Genomic DNA, 19777 nt, shown 5'->3' on the forward strand with positions numbered 1-19777 from the left:
GCCGCTGACCTGCACTTTTGCCTGCGTAACCTGATTTTTACCTGGTCCGGGACGCGTCGTGGATCACAGAAGTCGCCATCCCTCGCACAAGGTCAAGAGGTTAGGAGAAAGATAACCCTCGTGAGTCCTCAGCGGATCCTTGTGGTTGGAGCGGGGCACGTCGGCCTTTTCGCCGCACTGCGCCTTTCCAAGAAGCTCAGCGCGCGCGAGGCCGAGGTAATCGTCGTTGATCCTCAGCCACACATGACCTATCAGCCGTTCCTCCCCGAGGCGTCGGCCGGCAACATCTCCCCGCGGCACGCCGTTGTGCCGCTGCGACGGGAGCTGCGCCGCTGCACGATCATCTCCGGTGAGGTCACTCGCATCGACCACGCGAACAAGAAGGTCACGGTCGAGACCATCTCCGGGCCCGCCCGCGAGGTCGAGTACGACCACATCCTGGTCGCACCCGGCTCCGTGTCCCGCACGCTGCCCATCCCGGGCCTGCGTGAGCAGGGCATCGGCTTCAAGACCATCGGCGAGGCCATCTACCTGAGGAACCACTTCCTCGACCGGCTGGACGTCGCCGCCACCACCACCGACGCCGAGACCAAGAAGCGGGCGCTCACGTTCTGCTTCGTCGGCGGCGGTTACGCGGGCATCGAGGCTCTGGCCGAGATGGAGGACATGGTCCGCGCCGCGCTCAAGTACTACCCCGAGCTCACGCAGGACGAGGTCCGGTTCGTGCTGGTCGAGGCGACCCAGCGCATCCTGCCGGAGATCGGCCCGGACATGGGGGCGTACGCGGCTCGTCAGCTGCGCAAGCGTGGCATCGACATGCGGCTCGGCACGTTCCTCGAGTCCTGCGTCGACGGCAACGTGAAGCTGTCCGACGGCGAGACGTTCGTGACCGACACCGTGGTCTGGACCGCCGGCGTGAAGCCGTCCCCGATGCTGGCCAACACCGACCTGCCGCTCGGCCCGCGCGGTCACGTCAACTGCCTGCCCACGCTGCAGGTCGCGGACGGCGACACCGTGCTGGACGGCGCCTGGGCCGCGGGCGACTGCTCGCAGGTCCCGGACCTGACCGGCGGCGTCGGCGCCTGGTGCTCGCCGAGCGCCCAGCACGCGGTCCGGCAGGCCGTCGTGGTGGCCGACAACATCGCGCGGATCATCCACGGCCGCGAGCCGAAGACCTACCGTCACAAGTACCTGGGCTCCGTCGCGGGCCTCGGCCTCTACAAGGGCGCCGCGAAGGTCTACGGCGTGAAGGTCCCGGGCTTCCCGGCGTGGCTGATGCACCGCTTCTACCACGTCAGCCAGATCCCGTCCTTCAACCGCAAGGTGCGGGTCGTGGCCGACTGGACGCTCGCGTTCTTCCTCAAGCGTGAGGTGGTCGCGCTCGGCCAGCTGCACGCGCCTCGCGAGGAGTTCACCGAGGTCACGCCGCCGCTCGAGCCGAAGCCGGCAGCGGAGGCCCCCAAGGTCGAGGCCGCGGTCGCCAAGGCCTGATCCGTTTCTCCGTCAAGGGCAGGCCCTCCGGGGCCTGCCCTTCTCAGGTTCTCCAGTACACCGCGTCCGCGGACCGGGTGCCCGGCACGCCGAGCAGCGTCTCCACCGTGGTGCGCAGCGCCGGCGCGTTCGGCGTCGAGTCCGCCACCACCACGCAGGACGCGCCCCAGTACTCCAGATCCAGCCGTACGTCCGTGCGCTTCTGATCGTCGATCGCCGGTGTCTGCCCGGTCTGCAGCGTCTCCGTGGCCAGCACGGACAGCGTCCGCCGGTACGTGCCCATCGCGGGGTTGCCGTCCGCGCCGTACGGCCCGATGAAGAACCCCTCCGGCATCCCGAACTCCGCGTTCGCCGCCGCGGCCCAGCGCATCGGCCACGGGTCCTGCGGCGTGGGCAGCGGCAACGGCACCATCACGCCGCCCTTCGGCACGCACTCCCGCCAGTGGCCGTCCGCGATGAACAGCGGCAGCGGCGGCCGGTCCCCGGTGTCCAGCGGCCTCGGCGTCAGCGGCAGGATCGCGGCCACCACCAGCGCGGTCACGACGAACGGGGTCAGACCGGGCCGGGTCAGGCCGTGCTGCACGCCGCGCACGATCACCACCGCGATCACCGGGATCAGCGCCAGCGCGAACCGCATCGGCAACGCGGCGTCCACCACCGGCAGGCCCTCCAGCAGCGTGAACGGCCCCGTGATGTCGAGCTTCTCCCGGTTGAGGACCAGCGACGGCCCGAGCGACAGCAGGCCCATCGCCAGCCCGCCCCAGGCCACGGCCAGCACCGCGCGGTCCCGCCACAGCCAGGCCGTGAGCCCGGCGAAGAGCAGCAGCATCGGCCAGCCGAAGAACGCGTTGTACTCGCTCGGCCCGGTCGTCAGGTCCGCCGCCTCCGGTCCGCCGCCGACCGACAGCGGCGAGAACGCGGTGAAGCTCGCCAGGTCCGCCACGAAGAACCCGGGCGCGAACAGCACGCCACTGACCCCCTGCGGCCCCGCGAACTGCACCCAGAGGGGGTACGCCAGCAGCGCGCCCGCCACCACCGCGGTGATCGCCAGCCCGCCCAGGAACCGTCCGGCCACCTCTGTGGCTTCACGCGGGCGTAGCGCCGCGTAGAAGACCGTGACCAGGAACAGCGTGCACGCGGTGAGGAACAGCACCTCCTCGCCGATGAAGACCTGCGCGACCACGGTCGCGGCCAGCCCCAGCGCGGAGGTGACGACCTTCCCCCGGTACATCCGCACGACCAGCCACACCATCACCGGGACCAGCCACTGCGCGGTCATGTGCAGGTGGCTCACCGACTGCGAGACCATGCCCGGCGCGAACCCGGCGAAGAGCGCGCCCAGCCCCGCGGCGAGCGGCGGCGCGTGCAGCACCCGGCGGAACAGCACGTGCCAGGCGATCGCGGTGCCGGCCAGGTTGAGCGCCACCAGCAGCGCGAACGTCACCGGCACACCGAAGGCCAGCGTCACCGGCGTCAGCAGCACGCCGAGCAGGATCACCGACGTGTTGGCGAGCAGATTCACCCCGTCCGGCACATTCAGACGATCAGTGATCAACGTGACATCCCCGGTGGCTATCCGCGTGTCGTACGCCAGGAACCACTCGTAGAGCGTCTGGTCCGCCGGGTTCAGCGCCATCACCCGCGCGGCCGGATCCGGCCACAATCCGGACGTCAGCCACCCCGCCAGGAACAGGTAGAACACACAGAAGCCCAGGTCAAAGGCATCAAGCCGAGACCACCACCGCGGGGTACGCAGTGGTGCCGGCGGATCGCCGGAGTCGCCGGCCGCCCGATCCATCTCGGTGGGTGTGGGGCTCGTCACGGGAACGACAGTAGTGCGCCGGAGCGTCGTCGACGCGCTCGGTGCGTCCGCAACCATTACCGTGACACCTGCAACGCACACACCCGGCCCGGGTGGTGGAATGGCATACACGGCCGCCTTAAAAGCGGCTGCCGAAAGGCATGCGGGTTCGACCCCCGCCCCGGGCACGTCTCTTTACTCCTGCGGTGTCCCGTCCCACAAGATGTAGGACCCCCTGCTCAGGAATTTCACAGCTCGCTCGGTCGCCCGTTCCGGTGACCACCCCTTACTCTTGGCAGGAGTGTCATTACTGGCAGGAGGCCATAGACGTGAAGACAAGCAACCCGGTGCTGAGCCAGCTCGGCCGGGCTGCCGAGCGCGAGCGGGCCGGCGCGTACGGCGCCTACGGCCCGGGTGGCGCGCCCGGTTACGGTCCGGCGGGCTACGACCAGCCTTACCCGTCCCAGGCATACCCGGCAGCACCGCCGGCCGTGCGCCCGATGACCATCGATGACGTCGTCATCCGCACGGTCGCTCTGCTCGCGATCACGGCGCTCTCCGCCGCGGCTGCCTGGGTCCTGGTCCCGGACGGGCTCGCGTTCCCGCTCGTCATCGGCGCCGCACTGGTCGGCCTGGTGCTCGGCTTCGTCATCTCCTTCATGCGGATGGCGAACCCGGTCCTGGTCGGCGTCTACGCGGTCGTCGAGGGCACGTTCCTCGGCCTGGTCAGCAAGGCGTTCGAGTCCTTCTACGACGGCATCGTCCTGCAGGCCACCACAGCCACGTTCGGCGTGTTCTTCCTGATGGCGATCCTCTACCGGGCCCGCGTCATCCGCGCGACCCCGAAGTTCGCCCGCGTCATGATCGCGGTCATGACCGGCCTGTTCGCGGTCATGATGATCAACCTGGTGCTCGCGCTCTTCGGCGTCAACACCGGCCTGCGCGACGGCAGCCCGCTCGCCATCGGCTTCAGCCTCGTCTGCATCGTCGTCGCGGCGCTGAGCTTCGTGCTCAACTTCGGCGAGATCGAGGAGAGCGTGCGGATGGGCCTCCCCCAGAAGTACGCCTGGACCGCCGCCTTCGGCATCCTGGTCGGCCTGGTCTGGCTCTACCTGGAGATCCTCCGGCTGCTGAGCTTCCTCCAAGACGACTGACCGGGCGCGGCCGGCTCCTCGCCCGCCGCGCACGTTTTTCGACAGAGCCCGTTCGAGCCTTTGGCTCGGGCGGGCTTTCTCGTGCATCTTTCCGCTTCGCCTCGCCCCGCATCCGGCCCTGCGCTGCCCCGCACGCCGCCCTGCTCTGCTCTGCCCGCACGCAGGCCTGCTCTGCTCTGCCCGCACGCAGGCCTGCGCTGCCCGGCCCTGCCCGCACGCGGCCCTGCGCTGCCCGCTCAGCCCGCCCCGCTCTGTTCTGTGTCCCGTTCTGCCCGCCTTCGGCTTCCTGCCTTCGGCTTCCTGCCTTCGGCTTCCGCTTCCCGTGGCTTGGCGGCGGAGGGAGGGCTTGGCAGTTCAGGGCAAGGTTGGGCGCTCCGCGCCCGAAATTTCACCTTTTAATGGGCTGGGTGGTGTTGGTTCCTGTCTTTGCCTCCGGCGGCCCTCCGGGGGAGCCTCCGACACCGGGGCAGGGGAACAACCTTCAGCTACGCTGACCCCGGCTCCTGGGTGGTTGAGTTTCGCGCGGCCTGGCTGCTCCGTCTGCCCTCGACCCGGGCAGAGCGAGCAGATCATCGGCAGGGCCGCCAGCTTTGGTCTCACCGGTGGCGGCAGCGCGGTACTCACGTTTGGGTGTCTTGCGCTGATCGACCTGTTGCGGCCCGAGGGCGGTGACGTTTTGATGGCCATTTTGGGCGTCCGGCGCGAGTTTCGTCGTGGTCGGATTCAGGCTTGCGCTGGGCGGTATGCCGCCGGTGCGTTGGTGGCGGCCCTGCCGATGATCTGCTCCCCGTTGGGCGGGTCGACGGCAGACGGGGCAGCCAGGCGGTCACCTCTGTGTGGCGAATGCACCGTGGCGAAGGGCGTGCGTGAGGCGCACTCGCAGAGTGACGAGGCGGGCGGGTGTCTGCCCGGAATTTCGGTCAGTGTTGGTCCGCCATAAGGCGAAATATCGGGCGGGCCGGTGAGCGCGCGGCGGGTTGGGCTGTCGGCTGGTGCGGGGGTCGGCACCGGTAGCCTCGGGGACGTGAGCACCGCGACCCTGGACCAGGCTTTGGATCGTTTTGTCCGGCAGGTGGGGCATTGGGAGGCCCCGCGCTGGGCCACCGCGCTCGACGGCACCGCCGGCAACCGTGCGGATGCGGTGCACGCGCTCGTGGCCTGGGTGGCAGATGCCGCGGCCGACGCGGAGAACGAGCCCCGGCGGCCGGTCCCACGGCTGACCAACGACCTGGCCTTGGTGGATCAGCTGAGGGTGGTCGTCGCCGATCTCCTGGCCGCCGCGCCGGGCGATGCGGTGCTCGCCGAAGCGGCCACCAGACTGACCGCCCTGCGTCACACGCTATAGCCCGAGCGGCGTTGTAGCCGAGCGGTCGGCCCGCGCAGGGGCACAGGTGGCCGAGGAGATCGGTCACGTCGGAGCCGGCGCCGGGCGAGAGCCCGGCGGGACCGGCTCCGAGCGACCACAGGCCGCGGCGTGAGTGCGGGTCAGTTCAGCCGTTCGATGACCATGGCCATGCCCTGGCCGCCGCCGACGCACATGGTCTCCAGGCCGATCGACTTGTCGTGCCAGGAGAGGGAGTTGATCAGCGTGCCGGTGATGCGGGCGCCGGTCATGCCGAAGGGGTGGCCGACCGCGATGGCGCCGCCGTTGACGTTGAGCTTGTCGAGCGGGATGCCGAGCTGCTGGTAGGACGGGATGACCTGGGCGGCGAACGCCTCGTTGATCTCCACGAGGTCGACGTCGTCGATGGTCATGCCGGCGCGGGCCAGCGCCTGACGGGACGCCTCGACCGGACCGAGACCCATGATCTCGGGGGAGAGCGCGGTGACGCCGGTGGAGACGATGCGGGCGAGCGGCGTGATGCCCAGCTCGCGGGCGCGGGTGTCGCTCATGATGATCACTGCGGCGGCGCCGTCGTTGAGCGGGCAGCAGTTGCCGGCGGTGATCCGGCCGTCGGGGCGGAACACCGGCTTGAGGCCGGAGACGCCCTCCAGCGTGACGCCGGGCCGGGGGCCGTCGTCGGTGGAGACGACGGTGCCGTCCGGCGTGGTGACCGGCGTGATCTCGCGGGACCAGAAGCCGTTCGCGATGGCCTTCTCGGCGAGGTTCTGGCTGCGGACGCCGAACTCGTCCATCTCCTCGCGGGAGACATTGTGCAGACCGGCAAGGTTCTCCGCGGTCTGGCCCATCGCGAGGTAGATGTCCGGAAGCTCGCCGTCGGCGCGCGGGTCGTGCCAGACCGGCGCGCCGCCCTGGGCACGGGCCTGGTTGCGGGCGACCGCGGTGTCGAAGCGCGGGTTCTCCCAGCCGCCGCCGACCAGCGCCTGCGCGGCCGAGGGGAGGCCGTCGGCGCTGCCCCGGGCGTACCGGGAGACGGTCTCGACGCCGGCCGAGATGAAGACGTCGCCCTCGCCGGCCCGGATCGCGTGCATCGCCATCCGGGTGGTCTGGAGCGAGGACGCGCAGTACCGCGTCAGCGTGGCCCCGGGCAGGCCGTCCAGGCCGAGCAGCGTGGCGACGACGCGGGCCATGTTGAAGCCCTGCTCGCCGCCGGGCAGGCCGCACCCGAGGTAGAGATCCTCGACCGTGGCCGGGTCGAGCTGGGGGACCTTGTCGAGCGCCGCCTGCACGATGGTGGCGGCCAGATCGTCGGGACGCAGGTCGCGCAGGGAGCCCTTGGCAGCGCGTCCGATCGGGGAGCGGGCAGTGGCAACGATGACAGCTTCCGGCATGAACGAACGTTAACCCACCGGTAACATCATGTCACTGGGTACGGGGATTTGTCATCGATGCCGCGTGCGCCACGGACGGCAGCAGCGCGTGCGCCCAGACGCGGTACCCGTCCGCGGACGGGTGGTAGCCGTCGTAGCAGAGCGTGCCCGCGTCGGCCCGGAACACCGCGCCGGTCTCGACGGCCAGGTCCACGACCGTACCGCCGGCTTCGCGCACTGCTTTGGCCTGTGCATGCGCGATCTGGCGGCCGAGCACCCCGACGATCTGCCGCAGCGGCTGGGCCAGCGCCCGCGCCGCGCCCAGGTCCGGGCAGGTGCCGACCACGACCTCGACGCCGGCGTCCCGCAGCCGGCGCACGGCCGCGCTCAGGTGCGTCGCGGCCTCGGCGGGACGGCGCAGCGAGGTGGCGTCGTTCGCCCCGATCAGGATGACGGCCACGTCCGGCCGGTCGCCGAGCAGCGCGCGGGCCACCTGGGTGGCCAGGTCCGTCGAGCGGGAGCCGGAGACGCCGACGCTGGACAGGTGCACGTGACGCTCGCCGTGACCGGCCGCGCCCTCGGAGAGCAGCCGGGCCAGGTGACCGCCGACCGTGTCGGACAGGAACTCGACGCCCACGCCGAGCGCGCCGGAGTCGCCGAGCAGCACCAGGCGCAGCGGCGTGGCGCCGGCCGGGCCCATCGAGGTGCGCAGGCCGAGGCCCATGGAGGGCTTGGCGTAGCGACGGCTGCGCGCGGCGATGATCTCGCCGGCGAGCAGCGCGGCGCCGCTCACCGTGCCGGCGAGCGCCGTCATGGCCGCCGCGCGGCCGATCTGGCGAGCCTCCCGACCCATGCTCATCACCGTCCTCCTCCATGCGTAGCTGACATCACATCATGCCGTCGATGTCGCGGATCTAGCCCTCGTGGCCGCGACTGTCCTCCGTCAATCGGCTGGTGTTTCCCGTTTCCGACAAAACCCCACCCAAGGGTACGGCCGTCGTCTCCCGATCGGGGGTCTGCTGACGCGGCACCACGGCCAGCCGGCGCAGCCGCACCCAGCGGCCCAGTGGCCCCCGGTCGTGGCCGGCGACCTGCTCGGCGGAGATCTCGGTGCCCGCGTGCTTGACCGCCATCTGCGCGGCGTCGGAGAGCGCCCGGACGCCCTGGTCCAGGCTCAGCGCGGACGACGGCGCGCCCGGTGCGCCGAGCGCGGCCACCGCGGTCGGCAGCATGGCGGCGGCGGCCAGCGCGTACCCGTCCGCGGACGGGTGGAAGTGGTCCCAGGCGAACATCCGGGTCGGCTCCGCGAAGAACCGCGGGCCGAGCAGGTCGCCGAGCGACACGGTGCGCCCACCGGCCTCGACCACCGCGATCGTCTGCGCGGTCGCCAGGTCACGACTCCACTTGCGGGCCAGCCAGCGCAGCGGCGGCTTGATCGGCCGGATCGTGCTCAGATCGGGACACGTGCCGACCACGACCTCCGCACCGACGCCACGCAGCGCGCGCACGGTGTCGGCCAGCTGGCGGGACGCGACCGCGACCGGCGTCCGCTTGGTGACGTCGTTCGCCCCGATGAGGATCACGGCCAGGTCGGGCCGCACCTCCAGCGCGTCCTCCAGCTGGTGCTTCAGCCCGTCGGTGATCGCGCCGACCACGGCGAACCGGTGCAGCCGGACCGGCCGGCGCAGACGCCGGGAGAGCCCGGTGGCCAGCAGCGCGCCCGGCGTCTCCCGGGTACGCAGCACGCCGTAACCGGCCGCGGTGGAGTCACCGAGCACGGCCATGACCAGCGGTTTCCCGCTGAACTTGGCGCCGAAGACACCGTCCGCGCGCGGCGGCGGGCCCTCGGCCAGTGGAATGGTCCGGCGTGCGTGCTCGGCCTGGGTAGCCAGCAGGCCCACCGATGCGATTGTCGCGCCGGTCACCACGCCGGCGGAAAGCACCGCGGCTCTGGCGATGCGTCGTGCGGTCCGCCCGTTCATCAGCGCCCCTCGACGGCTTGTTGCTGTCCGCGCCCGGTGGTGTGGGCGACGGAGTTCGAGATTAACGCGCCCCCGCGACAGGTTCCCGGTGTACCCGGGGAGCTTTCCGGTTCATTCGCGCACAGTTCAGCGGGAGAGGTGGTGTGGATCACCGGGGTGGGTACAGAGGAGTTGCCGGGGACGGTCACCATTGAGGGCGTAGCTGAGGAGCTGGGGAGAGATGGCGAACAATCTGCGGCGGGTGGCGGCATTCAAGGCGTTGTGGCACGCGTTCAGCACGAGCCGGCGCGGCGGCCCGTCCATCGGGCAGCGCATCGCGGCGGTCCCGCGAATGATCAAGGCGATCGTCACGGGCAAGTACGACGGTGGCAAGTCCCTGCTGCTCATGGCCGGTGCGCTGGCCTATCTGATCTCACCGATCGACCTGGTGCCGGAGGCGTTCCTGTTCCTGGTCGGGCTGGCGGACGACGCGGTCGTGATCACCTGGCTGGCCGGGTCCGTGCTGTCCGAGACGGAACGGTTCATCGAGTGGGAGCAGGACCGTGATCGCATCCTGATCGGGAAGGCGCACTAACTTCCCGAACTGCGGGACGTAGGCTGTGGGCGTGCGCTACTACGACACCGTCGTCGACCTGATCGGCAACACGCCCCTCGTCCGCCTCAACCGGGTCACCGAGGGCATCGAGGCCACCGTGCTCGCCAAGGTGGAGTACATCAACCCCGGCGGCTCGGTCAAGGACCGCATCGCCCTCCGGATGGTCGACGACGCGGAAGCGGCCGGGCTGCTCAAGCCCGGCGGCACCATCGTCGAGCCGACCAGCGGCAACACCGGCGTCGGCCTGGCGCTGGTGGCGCAGCAGCGCGGCTACCGGTGCGTCTTCGTCTGCCCGGACAAGGTGAGCGAGGACAAGCGCAACGTCCTCCGGGCGTACGGTGCGGAGGTCGTCGTCTGCCCGACCGCGGTCGCGCCCGAGGACCCGAGGTCGTACTACAACGTGTCGAACCGGCTGGCCACCGAGATCCCCGGCGCCTGGAAGCCGGACCAGTACTCCAACCCGGCGAACCCGCGCTCGCACTACGAGACCACCGGCCCCGAGCTGTGGGAGCAGACCGACGGCCGGATCACGCACTTCGTGGCCGGCGTCGGCACCGGCGGCACCATCTCCGGCACCGGCCGCTACCTGAAGGACGCGTCCGCCGGCCGGGTCAAGGTCATCGGCGCGGACCCGGAGGGCTCGGTCTACTCCGGTGGCACCGGTCGTCCGTACCTGGTGGAGGGCGTCGGCGAGGACTTCTGGCCGGACTGCTACGACCGCACCGTGGCGGACGAGATCGTCGAGGTCACGGACAAGGCGTCGTTCGCGATGACCCGTCGCCTGGCCCGCGAGGAGGGCCTGCTGGTCGGCGGCTCCTGCGGCATGGCCGTGGTCGCCGCGCTCGAGGTCGCCCGCCGCGCCGACCCGGACGACGTGATCGTGGTGCTTCTTCCCGACAACGGCCGCGGCTACCTCTCCAAGATCTTCAACGACGAGTGGATGGCCCGCTACGGCTTCCTGGAGACGTCCGGTGCCGAGGCCACGGTCGCCGAGGCGCTGGAGAGCAAGGACGGCCAGATCCCGCCCATGGTCCACCTGCACCCGACCGAGACCGTGCGCGACGCGATCGACTACATGCGGGAATACGGTGTCAGCCAGCTCCCCGTCCTCAAGGCCGAGCCGCCCGTGGTGACCGGCGAGGTCGCGGGCGCGGTCGCGGAGCGCGAACTGCTCGACGCGCTCTTCTCCGGCCACGCCCACCTCCACGACACCATCGAGAAGCACATGGCCGAGCCGCTCCCCATGATCGGCGGCGGCCAGCCCGTCAGCGAGGCCGTCAAGCTGCTCGAACGCTCCGACGCCGCCATGGTCCTGATCGACGGCAAGCCCGCCGGGGTCCTCACCCGCCAGGACCTGCTCGCCCACCTGTCACCCACGATCTGAGACCAAAACCCTTTAAAAGCGGATATTCCCGCTTTCGGCGTGGTCCGGCAGCGTTGCTCCCGCGGGCGCTTGAGCTTGCCTGGGGACGACCCCAGACCCCGGGCCCGCCGGCGCGATGGCCTGCCCCGTGTCTCGCCGCCGGTATGCGCGCCGGCCGGGAGACGACAACCTCAGATCAAGGTCTTGCTTTCCCGCTTCCGGCGTGGTCCGGCAGCGTTGCTCCCGCGGGCAAACCTCGCGCCGGGCTCCGCTGGCGCTCCGCACGACGCGAGGAGCCGGTTCCGCCAAGTTCGGCGGGGATGGTGACGACGTCGACCATGGCCTGGCGGCGGTGGAGGGTCAGGGGCAGGCGGGTGCCGATGGCCGGGCCGAGCATCAGTTTGAGCAGCGTCTGGACGTTCTCCGTCGGGCGGCCGCCGGCGGAGACGATCACGTCGTCGAGGAAGATGCCGGCGACGCCCGCGGGGGAGCCGGGGACCACCTCGACGACGCGCAGGCCGTGACGCTGGCCCAGGCGGGCGGCGAGCGGCGGTGGGAGCGGCACGGGGACGCTGGCGACGCCGAGCCAGGCGCGGCGTACCCGGCCGGTGGAGACCAGCTCGCCGATGATCTGCCGGGTCGTGGCGTTGACCGGGACCGCGAGCCCGAGCCCGACGCCGGCCACCGCGGTGTTGATACCGATCACGGTGCCGTTCGAGGTGGCGAGCGCGCCACCGGAGTTGCCCGGGTTGAGCGCGGCGTCGGTCTGGATCACGTCGTCGATCGGGCGTACCCGGCGGCCGTCGCGGGCCGGGATGGAGCGGCCGAGCCCGGAGACCACGCCCGCGGTGACGGAGCCGGCCAGACCCATCGGGTTGCCGACCGCGACCACGAGCTGGCCGATGCGCAGCAGGTCCGCGTCGCCGAGCGTGGCCGGTGGGACGTGGCCACCGGCCCGGAGCACCGCGAGGTCGGACAGCGGATCCGCGCCGACCACGTCGAACCGGGACTGTGACCCGTCCGCGAACGTGGCCGTGCCGTTCCTGGCGCCGGCCACCACGTGCGCGCTGGTGAGCAGGAACCCGTCCGCGGCGAACGCGACCGCTGAGCCGGCCCCGGTGCCACGGGCGGTGCGGACCGCGAGCGCGGCCACGCTGGGCAGGATGTCGGCGGCCACGCGCGTGACCACCCGGCTGTACGCGTCGAGGGCTTCGTCCTCCGCGTCTCGCTTGTCGGCGTCCATGTCAGCGGCAACGCTCACGGCGTACCCCCGAATGCCCTTCTTCGCCGGAGGCGAACAGGGGGCTCTGTGCCGGAGGCGGACAGGGGGCTCTGTGCCGGAGGCGAACAGCTGGCTCTGTGCCGGAGGCGGACAGGTGGTTCTGTGCCGGAGGCGAACACGCGGGGGCGAGCAAAGTGGGCCGCGCACAAGACGCTTTGATCATTCTTTCGGTCGTCGGGATCGTTGAGAAACAGTGAAATGTGCAAGTGAAATCTGACACGCGGACGCGAATTCGTGAGTGAATAGATGAACGCGAGTAACGCATCTTATCGATCTAGCAAATTCCCAGCTCAGTGCCGATCCATCCACAATGCGAAGAACAAGCGTCCGCATCGCGCAATCGCACACAGTGTGCGGCGCTCCGACGGCCGGTGACGGTTGACTTCGTCGTACGGAGGTTCCGCACTTCCGAACGGTTTAACTCCGGCACAGGAGAGCAAGACTAGGGGGAGGAATGGTCAGCGTTGACCTTGCCGAGCCGGCCGACATCGTGGACCGCCTCCTCTGGCGGGACGCTCAGGTCATGCTCGGACGGCACGCCGGCCCGGACCAGGACGGCGGCGGTTGCGTGTGGTGTGGATGGCCCTGGCCGTGCCCGCCGCGCCGGCTGGCCGAGCGTGCGGCCGCGGTCTCCCGTGAGGGGCGCCACGCGTTCCACTGAAGCACATCAAGATCACAGCGACTTGTAACAGGATGCCACGACAGAGCTTGACCGTCCCCCGGCGAGCAAAGACCAGTGGCATCATCCCGCGGTTGACGTCTCGTCGCCCCGCCAGCTTCGAGGCGTCCCGCACCACACCCATCGAGTCCCGGCGATCGGCAGGCCTCCGCCGGTCGCCGAACGCCTCCGGCCAGGCGTTCGTCCCGGGCGTGATGGGGAACGGCGGGCGAGGGTGCGTGGGAAACCGGTTCCCCCGCAACGAACGGTCACGTGCCCTCGCCCTGCCGCAAAACCTGCCGCAAAAGCAGAAGCAACGCTCGATCGCTCCGTCGATGATGGAGTTATCTCCCGTTAACCGGCCGTTTCTGGGGGATAGCTCCATGATCGACGGAGCGTGCGTACCGGACCTGCGGCACCTGTGCGGTCCCGATCGGCCCGACCCGGGTGGCGCCGTCCGGGTGCCAGCCGTGGTGCTCGTAGAAGCCGCGGGCCCGCGCGTTCGCCTCCAGCACCCACAGCGTGGCCCGGTGCCACTCCGCACGGGTGCCGAACCACGTCTCCGCGTCGGACAGCAGCAGCCGGCCCAGCCCGGACCCGATCCGGCCCGGCGCCACGTGGATCGCGTGCAGGACCGCGGCGTCCGGCTCCTCGTCCGGCCCCGCGTACGTGAACCCGGCGATCGTGCCGTCCACCGCCGCGACGCGGAAACGGTGCTCGTCCCGCTCCCAGCGCCAGCGCTCCCGCCACCACTCGGCCATCGCGGCCGGCGTGGTCCCGCCCAGTTCCTCGGCGGAGACGATCTCCGCGTAGGCCGTCACGCGGGAGGCAAGATGCAGTGCGCCGACCGCCTCGATGTCCGGCTCGGTCGCGTCGCGGATCACCGTGGTCATGCGTCGGTCCTCACACGCGGCGGTACGTCCACCCGCGTCAGATCCTCCGCCAGCACGATGTCGCCGTCGAACTCCGCCCGCGCCTCGGCCAGGTAGCGGCCGTCCGGGCCGAACTCCTCCGGGCCGTACCGCTGGGAGAAGTGGGTGAGCACCAGACGGCGTACCCCCGACTCCGTGGCCACGCGTGCGGCCTGCGCGGCCGTGAGGTGCCCGGCCTCGGCGGCGAGCGCGCCGTCCGAGTTCAGGAACGTGGCCTCGATGATCAGCAGGTCCGCGCGCTCGGCCAGCGCGAACACGTTGTCGCACAGCCCGGTGTCCATCACGAACGCGACCCGCTGGCCCGGCCGTGGCGCGCTGACCTGGTCGAGCGTGACGGTGCCGCCGTCGTCGCGGGTGAGCCGGCCGGTGCGCTGCAGCAGGCCGACGCCCGGTCCCGCGACGCCGTGCGCGGCGAGCAGCTCCGGGACCATGCGCCGCGAGTCCGGCTCGATCAGCTGATAGCCGCAGGCCTCGACGGAGTGGGTGAGCCGCCGCGCGGTCAGCGTGAACGCGCCCAGGTCGGTCGTCCAGCCGTCCGTCACCGGCGCCGCGGTCACGGTCGCGGCCTCGTAGAACGAGCTGGCCTGACGCAGCCGCGCGAAGTACTCCTCGCCGCCGGCCGGGAAGTGGACCGGCACCTCGTGCGGGACCCGGTCGAGCGACAGGCGCTGGATGACGCCGGGCAGGCCGAGGCAGTGGTCGCCGTGGAAGTGGGTGACGCAGACACGCGTGATGTCGCCGGCCGCGACGCCGGCGTTCTGCATCTGCCGCTGGGTGCCCTCGCCCGGGTCGAAGAGGAGTCCGTGGGCGCCGTCCCACCGCAGCAGATATCCGTTGTGGTTCCGGCGCCGGGTCGGCACCTGGCTTCCCGTGCCGAGAACCACGAGTTCGCGCGCGCTCACGTCGACAACCCCTGAGAAAGTAGCAACCCCCGGGGCTTCTGCGCGGACGCAGACCGGCTGGACTGGGCCGGAACCCCGGGGGTCGGATGGCTGCCTGGTATTCGCCGCACCGCTGCCACACGGTCTCGACGTCAGTTCAACTGTCAAGGACAGCGGCTAGCGGACAGCCACCTCACGAGTCCGATTGCTACACAAAGCTAGGACCACCTCCTCTCACGTGTACCGCCACGGTAGCCACTCGCGCGGAGATCGGCAACGGTTTTCCGGGAGAGCTGAAGGACACTCCTGACCAGGGAATACTCAGCCGAGCCAGGAGCGCACGCGGGACGTGCCGGCCCGGCGGCGCGCCTTCGGCAGGTCGCGGAGCGCGCGCTTGCCGGCGTCGGCCTGGCGGGCGTGCAGCAGGCCGTAGGTGAACGTCTCCTCGCCCCGGCGGGCCGCCGTGCCGGCCGCGTCGAGCAGCACCGCGCCGGTGATCACCGAGTCCTGGTGGGCGCCGAGCACGTCCTGCAGAGCGGTCAGCCGCTTGGCCAGCCGGCGGGCCGGACGGCCGGTGGCGGGCCGGGTGACCTCCACCGCGTACCGTGCGCGCTTGCAGGCCTTTCGCGCCTCGTGCAGGTGCGTGCTCGCCTCCGGGCCGGGCGCGGACACCGCGGCGGACAGCTTCCGGTCGGCCCGCCGGACCGCCTTGCGGGTGCGCTTGCGCAGCCAGGACGAGGAGGTGCCGTCCGTGGCCAGCACCAGCCGGTTGAGCCGCTCCAGCAGCACGCGGTAGCGCTCGCCGTCCAGCGCGCTGCGCAGACCGGCCCGCCCTTCCGCGATGCGGTCGCCCAGGCCCTCGTGCAGGCTCTCCGCGATCGGGCCGCGGACCAGCTCCGCCGGCTCCGCCTCGATCGCACTGGTCAGCCGCTCCGCCATCACCTGGCCGTCGCGCACCGGGCCCAGCTGGCCGGCGATCCACTTCAGCTCGGCGCGCAGCCACTCGGCGCGCTCGGTCTCCCACAGGCCGCGGAACGTGCGCAGCGTGCTGCGCAGCCGCCGGATCGCCACCCGCATGTCGTGGACGGCCTCGGCGTCACCCCGGCGCGCGCCTGCCTCGGTCCACCGGATCGTGTCCCGCTGGGCGCGCACGTACTGCAGGACCAGGTTCGTCGGCATGCGGTCATCCTCCGACGGGGTGACCTGCGTCGCCGGTAACGGCGATTCGGCAACGGCCGCGGTGTCGATGACCTCGAACTTGCGCCGGAAACGCGTCGCGGTGACCATCTCTCAGTGCTACCCCCGCAGAACGCTACTCATGTGAACGAGTGGCGAACATTCACTCGATGGTTGGCCGAACAGCTCTGACGGAGCTCTACCGGGGCGGGTCGAGCCACCGCTCGTCGGGCCCGGCGCCGCGGTCCCCGTCCACGAGATCCTCCTCGGACGGCGCTGACCACACGAGCCCGGAACCCTTGCAGGCCATGCACGGCAGCCGGTTGCGGTCGCCCGTGCCGTGACACGAGAGACAGGTGCGCAGGACGGGGGAAAAGTCCGACATCGCCACACCGTCCCTGCTGTCACCGAGCTGATCGCGCTTACCGTAGTACACGCCCGGCCGACGTGCTCCAGGGCGGGTTCACATCACCAAGATCAATGTCTCGGGGGTACGCCCCGGAGGCGGAACGTGTGGTCCGTGCGAGGGATGCCGGAGTGGTCCCCGCTGGATACCGTGACAAGGTCTTCGTACCGTTTCCGCCCTGGAGGCCGGTTTGCCGACGCCCGACCGGAAGTGCTTCGTCGCGATGCCCATCAGCACCCCCGCGGAGCGCGTCCCCGACTACGGGGGTGATGCCGACCACTTCGCGCACGTGCTGGAGTACCTGATCGCGCCCGCGCTGCTGGAGGCCGGCTACCAGGCCGTCCCGCCCGCCGCGTCCGGCTCCACGGTGATCCAGGCCGAGATCGTGAAGAACCTGGAGAACGCGGACCTGGTGCTCTGCGACCTCTCCACGCTCAACCCGAACGTCATGCTCGAGCTCGGCATGCGGATCGCGCTGGACCGGCCGATCTGCCTCATCCGCGACAACCTGACGCTCACGCTGCCGTTCGACACGTCGATCATCAACACGTACCGGTACGAGAGCAGCCTGAACCTGTGGGACATGCGCAAGGAACGGGAGGCGCTCGCCGCCCACATCCTCGCCACCCGCAACAGCAACCCGGACAACCGCAACCCGCTGTGGCGCGTGTTCGGCCTGACCCAGCGCGCGGAGTCCCCGGTCCAGCAGGTCGAGGAGACGGACCCGCTGCAGGCCCAGGTCGAGCTGCTCAGCAAGCAGATGGCCACGCTGATCCAGCAGCAGACCGCCACCGGCACCGCCGCCCGCGCCACCCCCGACCCGGCCGTGGCCGAACAGGCCGCCCAGGACGAGCTCGCCTTCCCCGACGCCACCCCCGCGGTCCGCGACCTGCTCCGCGAGGCCGCCCGCATCGCCGGCGAGGTCAACGCCCGCATCACCCCCACCGAGGTCACCGACACCGAGGTCGTCCTCGACCTGGGCGTCTACGTCCTAGGCCTCTCCCGCCGCGAGGACATCATCAACCTCGGCCACCGCCTGGGCATCCGAGTCCGCTTCCTCGGCGGCCAGAGCCCCGACTCCCCGGCCGCCTGACCCTCACCCGTCCCCGAGCAATTCCTGTCGCCATTGCGCAAACATCGTCCGCATCGTCGTGATCATCTCTGCATCAACGCCATAAGCCGCGAAAGCCTTGTCGCTGATCTGGCCGGCGACGCCCAGTGCCTGCGCGAACATCGCGCGGTCGAAGCCGGAATCGGCGGTTTCGGTCAGGAGGAGTAGCTCCTCACGGGTGTAGCGGCCGCTGCTCAGGATCGCGTAGACATCGAGGAAATCCCGTGCAACCGCACGTCGGTACAGTGCGGCCATCTTGTTGGCGACGGCGTCGTCCTGATGCAGAACCGACCGATGTCCAGCGTGACGGGTGGATGGGAGCGCCAGTCCGCCGCCATTTCGACCTTGTCGTATCGGTCGTCGAGATCATCGGCAGACCTGACAAGAAGGCGTGCGAAGGTCTCCTCGTGTGCGTCTACGGTCACCATGAAATCCGCGCCCTGTAGCGCCTCGACGACGAGTCTCACCGCGGCAGGGAAGTCGGCGCGCCGCTGCCAATCGATGAAGAGGTCGACGTCGCTGCTGGGACGTTCGCCGATGCCGTGTGCACGTATGGCGTATCCGCCCGCCAACGCGAGTCCGTGTGCCTCACCGGCGGCGGCGAGCGCGAGTTCGGCAAGACGGCGATGTCGCGGATCCATTCGGCGGACCTTACGCGGCGGAGCGTGTGCCGCCTGGCCGGGTCAATTCCGGAAAACGCTGCTCCCAGGCAGTGCGTAGCTCCGGTGGCAGCCATAGGGAGGGCCACAATTCGACGAGAACCGCTCGATCGAGGTAGTCGTCAAGATCGGACGGCTTGGTCGCTTCGATCAGGACAGTGCGGTAGTAATCGACCATACGTGCGGAGTCGTTCAGATCGTATTCCGGGCTTCCGGACCAATCGAGATGAATGGGAAGCGTGACAGATCCGGTCGCCGGACCGTGGAGATCGGCCAGGCTGTCGGCGGTCACGATCGGCTTGGCGTAGCGGCGCATGGGATCACCTCCTCCCGACAAGGATACGGCCGCCGCCGGATGGCGACGGCCGTGGTGACCTGAGGGTCAGCGGGTGCCCGGGGCCTCGACGGAGGTCTGGGCGGGCATGTTGCCGATGCCGATCGGGCACGACAAACCGTTGGGGCCGTGGTTGCAGTAGCCGTTCGGGTTCTTGGCGTCCGAGAGGTACTGCTGGTGGTAGTCCTCGGCGAAGTAGTAGTGCCTGAGCGGGCCGATCTCGGTGGTGATGGTGCCGAGGCCGGCGGCGGAGACGACCGGGGCGAACGCCTCGCGGGAGGCCTCGGCGGTCGCCAGCTGGGCGTCCGTGGTGGTGTAGACGGCGGAGCGGTACTGGGTGCCGACGTCGTTGCCCTGGCGCATGCCCTGGGTCGGGTCGTGGTTCTCCCAGAAGGCCTTCAGGATCGTCTCGAAGGCGATCTTCGCCGGGTCGTAGACGACCTGTACGACCTCGGTGTGGCCGGTCAGCCCGGAGCACACCTCCTCGTACGTCGGGTTCTCGGTGAAGCCACCGGCGTAGCCGGCGGACGTCGAGATGACGCCGGGCAGTCGCCAGAAGATGCGCTCGGCGCCCCAGAAACAGCCCATGCCGAAGACCGCGACCTCCGCGCCCTCGGGCCAGGGGCCGGTCAGTGAGCTGCCCAGGACGGTGTGGCGGTCGGCCACCGGCATCGACACCGAACGGCCGGGGATCGCCTGTGCCTCGGTGATCAGGTCCAGCTTCTTGAACCGCAAGAACACGGTGAGCTCCTCTCGTGCTTCCACCAGCATCCAACACCGGAGCGCACCAGATCATTACCCGGGGCGATTATCCGTACCCGCGAAGGAGCTTTTGATCTGGGAAGCAAACGAGACGGCCTCGGAATCGGAGGCGTAGCGCGTGCGGGGCCAGAAGAATCCGCGCAGGCCGTCGCCCTTGGTGCGCGGCACCACGTGCGCGTGCAGGTGCGGCACGGACTGCGAGACCCGGTTGTTCATCGCGACGAACGTGCCACCGGCGCCGAGCCCGGTCTCGACCGCGCCCGCGAGCCGCCGGACCAGCGCGAAGAACGGACCGACAAGATCAAGATCAAGGTCGGTCAGCACGGGTACGTGCGTGCGCGGCACGACCAGCACATGACCTTTGAAGACCGGCCGGGTGTCCAGGAAGGCGACGCCGTCGGCGGTGTCCGCCACCACGAACGCGGGTGTCGTGCCCGCCACGATCGCACAGAAGACACAGTCCGCCATCCGGGCAGAC

General features: G+C 70.4%; 19 protein-coding genes, 1 tRNA gene and 1 pseudogene. 8 read left to right on the top strand and 13 right to left on the bottom strand.

All coding sequences use genetic code 11. The features are described 5' to 3' along the window. Positions 1–120: 120 nt before the first annotated feature. On the top strand, positions 121–1491 hold the full coding sequence (locus tag OP04_RS11060; RefSeq protein ID WP_051797532.1) for an NAD(P)/FAD-dependent oxidoreductase: 1371 nt from the start codon (positions 121–123) through the stop codon (positions 1489–1491). A 43-nt stretch (positions 1492–1534) separates the two neighbouring features. Here OP04_RS11060 and OP04_RS11065 read toward each other — a convergent pair whose 3' ends face one another. Beyond that, positions 1535–3313, bottom strand: a complete 1779-nt coding sequence (locus OP04_RS11065; RefSeq protein WP_157239624.1) for a hypothetical protein — start codon at positions 3311–3313, stop codon at positions 1535–1537. Between the two features lie 86 nt (positions 3314–3399). Between OP04_RS11065 and OP04_RS11070 the strand changes: the two genes are divergently transcribed. The 3 genes from OP04_RS11070 (at position 3400) to OP04_RS11080 (ending at position 5791) form a co-directional block, all read left to right on the top strand. After that, positions 3400–3480: transfer RNA gene (locus OP04_RS11070), tRNA-Leu, on the top strand. Between the two features lie 141 nt (positions 3481–3621). Continuing rightward, positions 3622–4446 (top strand): Bax inhibitor-1/YccA family protein, encoded by an 825-nt coding sequence (locus OP04_RS11075; protein WP_033339509.1) that lies wholly within the window; start codon positions 3622–3624, stop codon positions 4444–4446. 1039 nt (positions 4447–5485) lie between these two features. Beyond that, a complete protein-coding gene (locus OP04_RS11080; protein WP_085066415.1) occupies positions 5486–5791 on the top strand; it encodes a hypothetical protein in 306 nt (101 codons plus the stop codon). A gap of 140 nt (positions 5792–5931) precedes the next feature. Here the strand turns inward: OP04_RS11080 and OP04_RS11085 are convergent, their stop codons facing one another. From OP04_RS11085 to OP04_RS11095, 3 genes are read right to left on the bottom strand one after another with little or no spacing between them, the layout of a single operon-like run. Continuing rightward, complete coding sequence (locus tag OP04_RS11085; RefSeq protein ID WP_033339510.1) at positions 5932–7179, bottom strand: acetyl-CoA C-acetyltransferase; 1248 nt, start codon at positions 7177–7179, stop codon at positions 5932–5934. A 31-nt stretch (positions 7180–7210) separates the two neighbouring features. Further along, a complete protein-coding gene (locus tag OP04_RS11090) occupies positions 7211–8017 on the bottom strand; it encodes an SGNH/GDSL hydrolase family protein (protein WP_033339511.1) in 807 nt (268 codons plus the stop codon). A 55-nt stretch (positions 8018–8072) separates the two neighbouring features. Next, positions 8073–9140, bottom strand: coding sequence for an SGNH/GDSL hydrolase family protein (locus OP04_RS11095; protein ID WP_085066370.1), 1068 nt, complete (start codon positions 9138–9140; stop codon positions 8073–8075). 220 nt (positions 9141–9360) lie between these two features. Here OP04_RS11095 and OP04_RS11100 point away from each other — a divergent pair, with 220 nt between their 5' ends. Together OP04_RS11100 and OP04_RS11105 are read left to right on the top strand one after the other, a co-directional pair. Continuing rightward, positions 9361–9714, top strand: coding sequence for a YkvA family protein (locus OP04_RS11100; RefSeq protein ID WP_033339512.1), 354 nt, complete (start codon positions 9361–9363; stop codon positions 9712–9714). A gap of 31 nt (positions 9715–9745) precedes the next feature. Continuing rightward, positions 9746–11119, top strand: a complete 1374-nt coding sequence (locus tag OP04_RS11105; RefSeq protein ID WP_033339823.1) for a cystathionine beta-synthase — start codon at positions 9746–9748, stop codon at positions 11117–11119. A gap of 175 nt (positions 11120–11294) precedes the next feature. Here OP04_RS11105 and OP04_RS11110 read toward each other — a convergent pair whose 3' ends face one another. Further along, positions 11295–12359 carry a S1C family serine protease gene (locus OP04_RS11110; protein ID WP_085066371.1) on the bottom strand — a complete coding sequence of 355 codons (1065 nt, stop codon included), beginning with the start codon at positions 12357–12359 and terminating at the stop codon, positions 11295–11297. A gap of 475 nt (positions 12360–12834) precedes the next feature. Between OP04_RS11110 and OP04_RS11115 the strand changes: the two genes are divergently transcribed. After that, entirely contained in the window at positions 12835–13041 is a 207-nt protein-coding gene (locus tag OP04_RS11115) for a hypothetical protein (RefSeq protein ID WP_232323548.1), read from the top strand. A 341-nt stretch (positions 13042–13382) separates the two neighbouring features. Here OP04_RS11115 and OP04_RS11120 read toward each other — a convergent pair whose 3' ends face one another. The 4 genes from OP04_RS11120 to OP04_RS11135 form a co-directional block, all read right to left on the bottom strand. Further along, a complete protein-coding gene (locus OP04_RS11120) occupies positions 13383–13931 on the bottom strand; it encodes a GNAT family N-acetyltransferase (RefSeq protein ID WP_033339513.1) in 549 nt (182 codons plus the stop codon). Then, positions 13928–14872 (bottom strand): ribonuclease Z, encoded by a 945-nt coding sequence (locus OP04_RS11125; protein ID WP_033339514.1) that lies wholly within the window; start codon positions 14870–14872, stop codon positions 13928–13930. The genes OP04_RS11120 and OP04_RS11125 overlap by 4 nt, the downstream gene beginning before the upstream one ends. A 300-nt stretch (positions 14873–15172) precedes the next feature. Beyond that, positions 15173–16138 carry a CHAD domain-containing protein gene (locus tag OP04_RS11130; RefSeq protein ID WP_051797536.1) on the bottom strand — a complete coding sequence of 322 codons (966 nt, stop codon included), beginning with the start codon at positions 16136–16138 and terminating at the stop codon, positions 15173–15175. Positions 16139–16226: 88 nt separating this feature from the next. Beyond that, a complete protein-coding gene (locus OP04_RS11135) occupies positions 16227–16412 on the bottom strand; it encodes a hypothetical protein (protein ID WP_157239626.1) in 186 nt (61 codons plus the stop codon). Positions 16413–16656: 244 nt separating this feature from the next. Between OP04_RS11135 and OP04_RS49470 the strand changes: the two genes are divergently transcribed. After that, positions 16657–17526 (top strand): hypothetical protein, encoded by an 870-nt coding sequence (locus OP04_RS49470; protein WP_157239629.1) that lies wholly within the window; start codon positions 16657–16659, stop codon positions 17524–17526. 3 nt (positions 17527–17529) lie between these two features. Here the strand turns inward: OP04_RS49470 and OP04_RS48450 are convergent. The 4 genes and pseudogenes from OP04_RS48450 to OP04_RS11155 all read right to left on the bottom strand — a co-directional run bounded on the left by OP04_RS48450 (position 17530) and on the right by OP04_RS11155 (position 19767). Further along, positions 17530–18185 (bottom strand): annotated as a pseudogene (locus OP04_RS48450) (nucleotidyl transferase AbiEii/AbiGii toxin family protein). A gap of 10 nt (positions 18186–18195) precedes the next feature. Beyond that, entirely contained in the window at positions 18196–18519 is a 324-nt protein-coding gene (locus OP04_RS51580; protein WP_085066372.1) for a hypothetical protein, read from the bottom strand. 66 nt (positions 18520–18585) lie between these two features. Then, positions 18586–19278: a peptide-methionine (S)-S-oxide reductase MsrA gene (gene msrA / locus OP04_RS11150; RefSeq protein WP_033339828.1), complete on the bottom strand. Its 693-nt coding sequence runs from the start codon at positions 19276–19278 to the stop codon at positions 18586–18588. Positions 19279–19332: 54 nt separating this feature from the next. Next, complete coding sequence (locus OP04_RS11155; protein WP_033339516.1) at positions 19333–19767, bottom strand: HIT family protein; 435 nt, start codon at positions 19765–19767, stop codon at positions 19333–19335. Positions 19768–19777: the final 10 nt, after the last annotated feature.

It is taken from the genome of Catenuloplanes japonicus (assembly GCF_000717135.1).
Lineage (GTDB): Bacteria > Actinomycetota > Actinomycetes > Mycobacteriales > Micromonosporaceae > Catenuloplanes > Catenuloplanes japonicus.

Excerpts from the sequence above, each read along its gene's own strand:
- OP04_RS11155 (WP_033339516.1), bottom strand. The coding sequence starts at position 19,767 with ATGGCGGACTGTGTCTTCTGTGCGATCGTGGCGGGCACGACACCCGCG.
- OP04_RS11130 (WP_051797536.1), bottom strand. The coding sequence starts at position 16,138 with ATGGTCACCGCGACGCGTTTCCGGCGCAAGTTCGAGGTCATCGACACC.
- OP04_RS11095 (WP_085066370.1), bottom strand. The coding sequence starts at position 9,140 with ATGAACGGGCGGACCGCACGACGCATCGCCAGAGCCGCGGTGCTTTCC.
- OP04_RS11100 (WP_033339512.1), top strand. The coding sequence starts at position 9,361 with ATGGCGAACAATCTGCGGCGGGTGGCGGCATTCAAGGCGTTGTGGCAC.
- OP04_RS51580 (WP_085066372.1), bottom strand. The coding sequence starts at position 18,519 with ATGCGCCGCTACGCCAAGCCGATCGTGACCGCCGACAGCCTGGCCGAT.
- OP04_RS11090 (WP_033339511.1), bottom strand. The coding sequence starts at position 8,017 with ATGAGCATGGGTCGGGAGGCTCGCCAGATCGGCCGCGCGGCGGCCATG.
- OP04_RS49470 (WP_157239629.1), top strand. The coding sequence starts at position 16,657 with ATGCCCATCAGCACCCCCGCGGAGCGCGTCCCCGACTACGGGGGTGAT.
- OP04_RS11120 (WP_033339513.1), bottom strand. The coding sequence starts at position 13,931 with ATGACCACGGTGATCCGCGACGCGACCGAGCCGGACATCGAGGCGGTC.
- OP04_RS11115 (WP_232323548.1), top strand. The coding sequence starts at position 12,835 with ATGGTCAGCGTTGACCTTGCCGAGCCGGCCGACATCGTGGACCGCCTC.
- OP04_RS11085 (WP_033339510.1), bottom strand. The coding sequence starts at position 7,179 with ATGCCGGAAGCTGTCATCGTTGCCACTGCCCGCTCCCCGATCGGACGC.
- OP04_RS11135 (WP_157239626.1), bottom strand. The coding sequence starts at position 16,412 with ATGTCGGACTTTTCCCCCGTCCTGCGCACCTGTCTCTCGTGTCACGGC.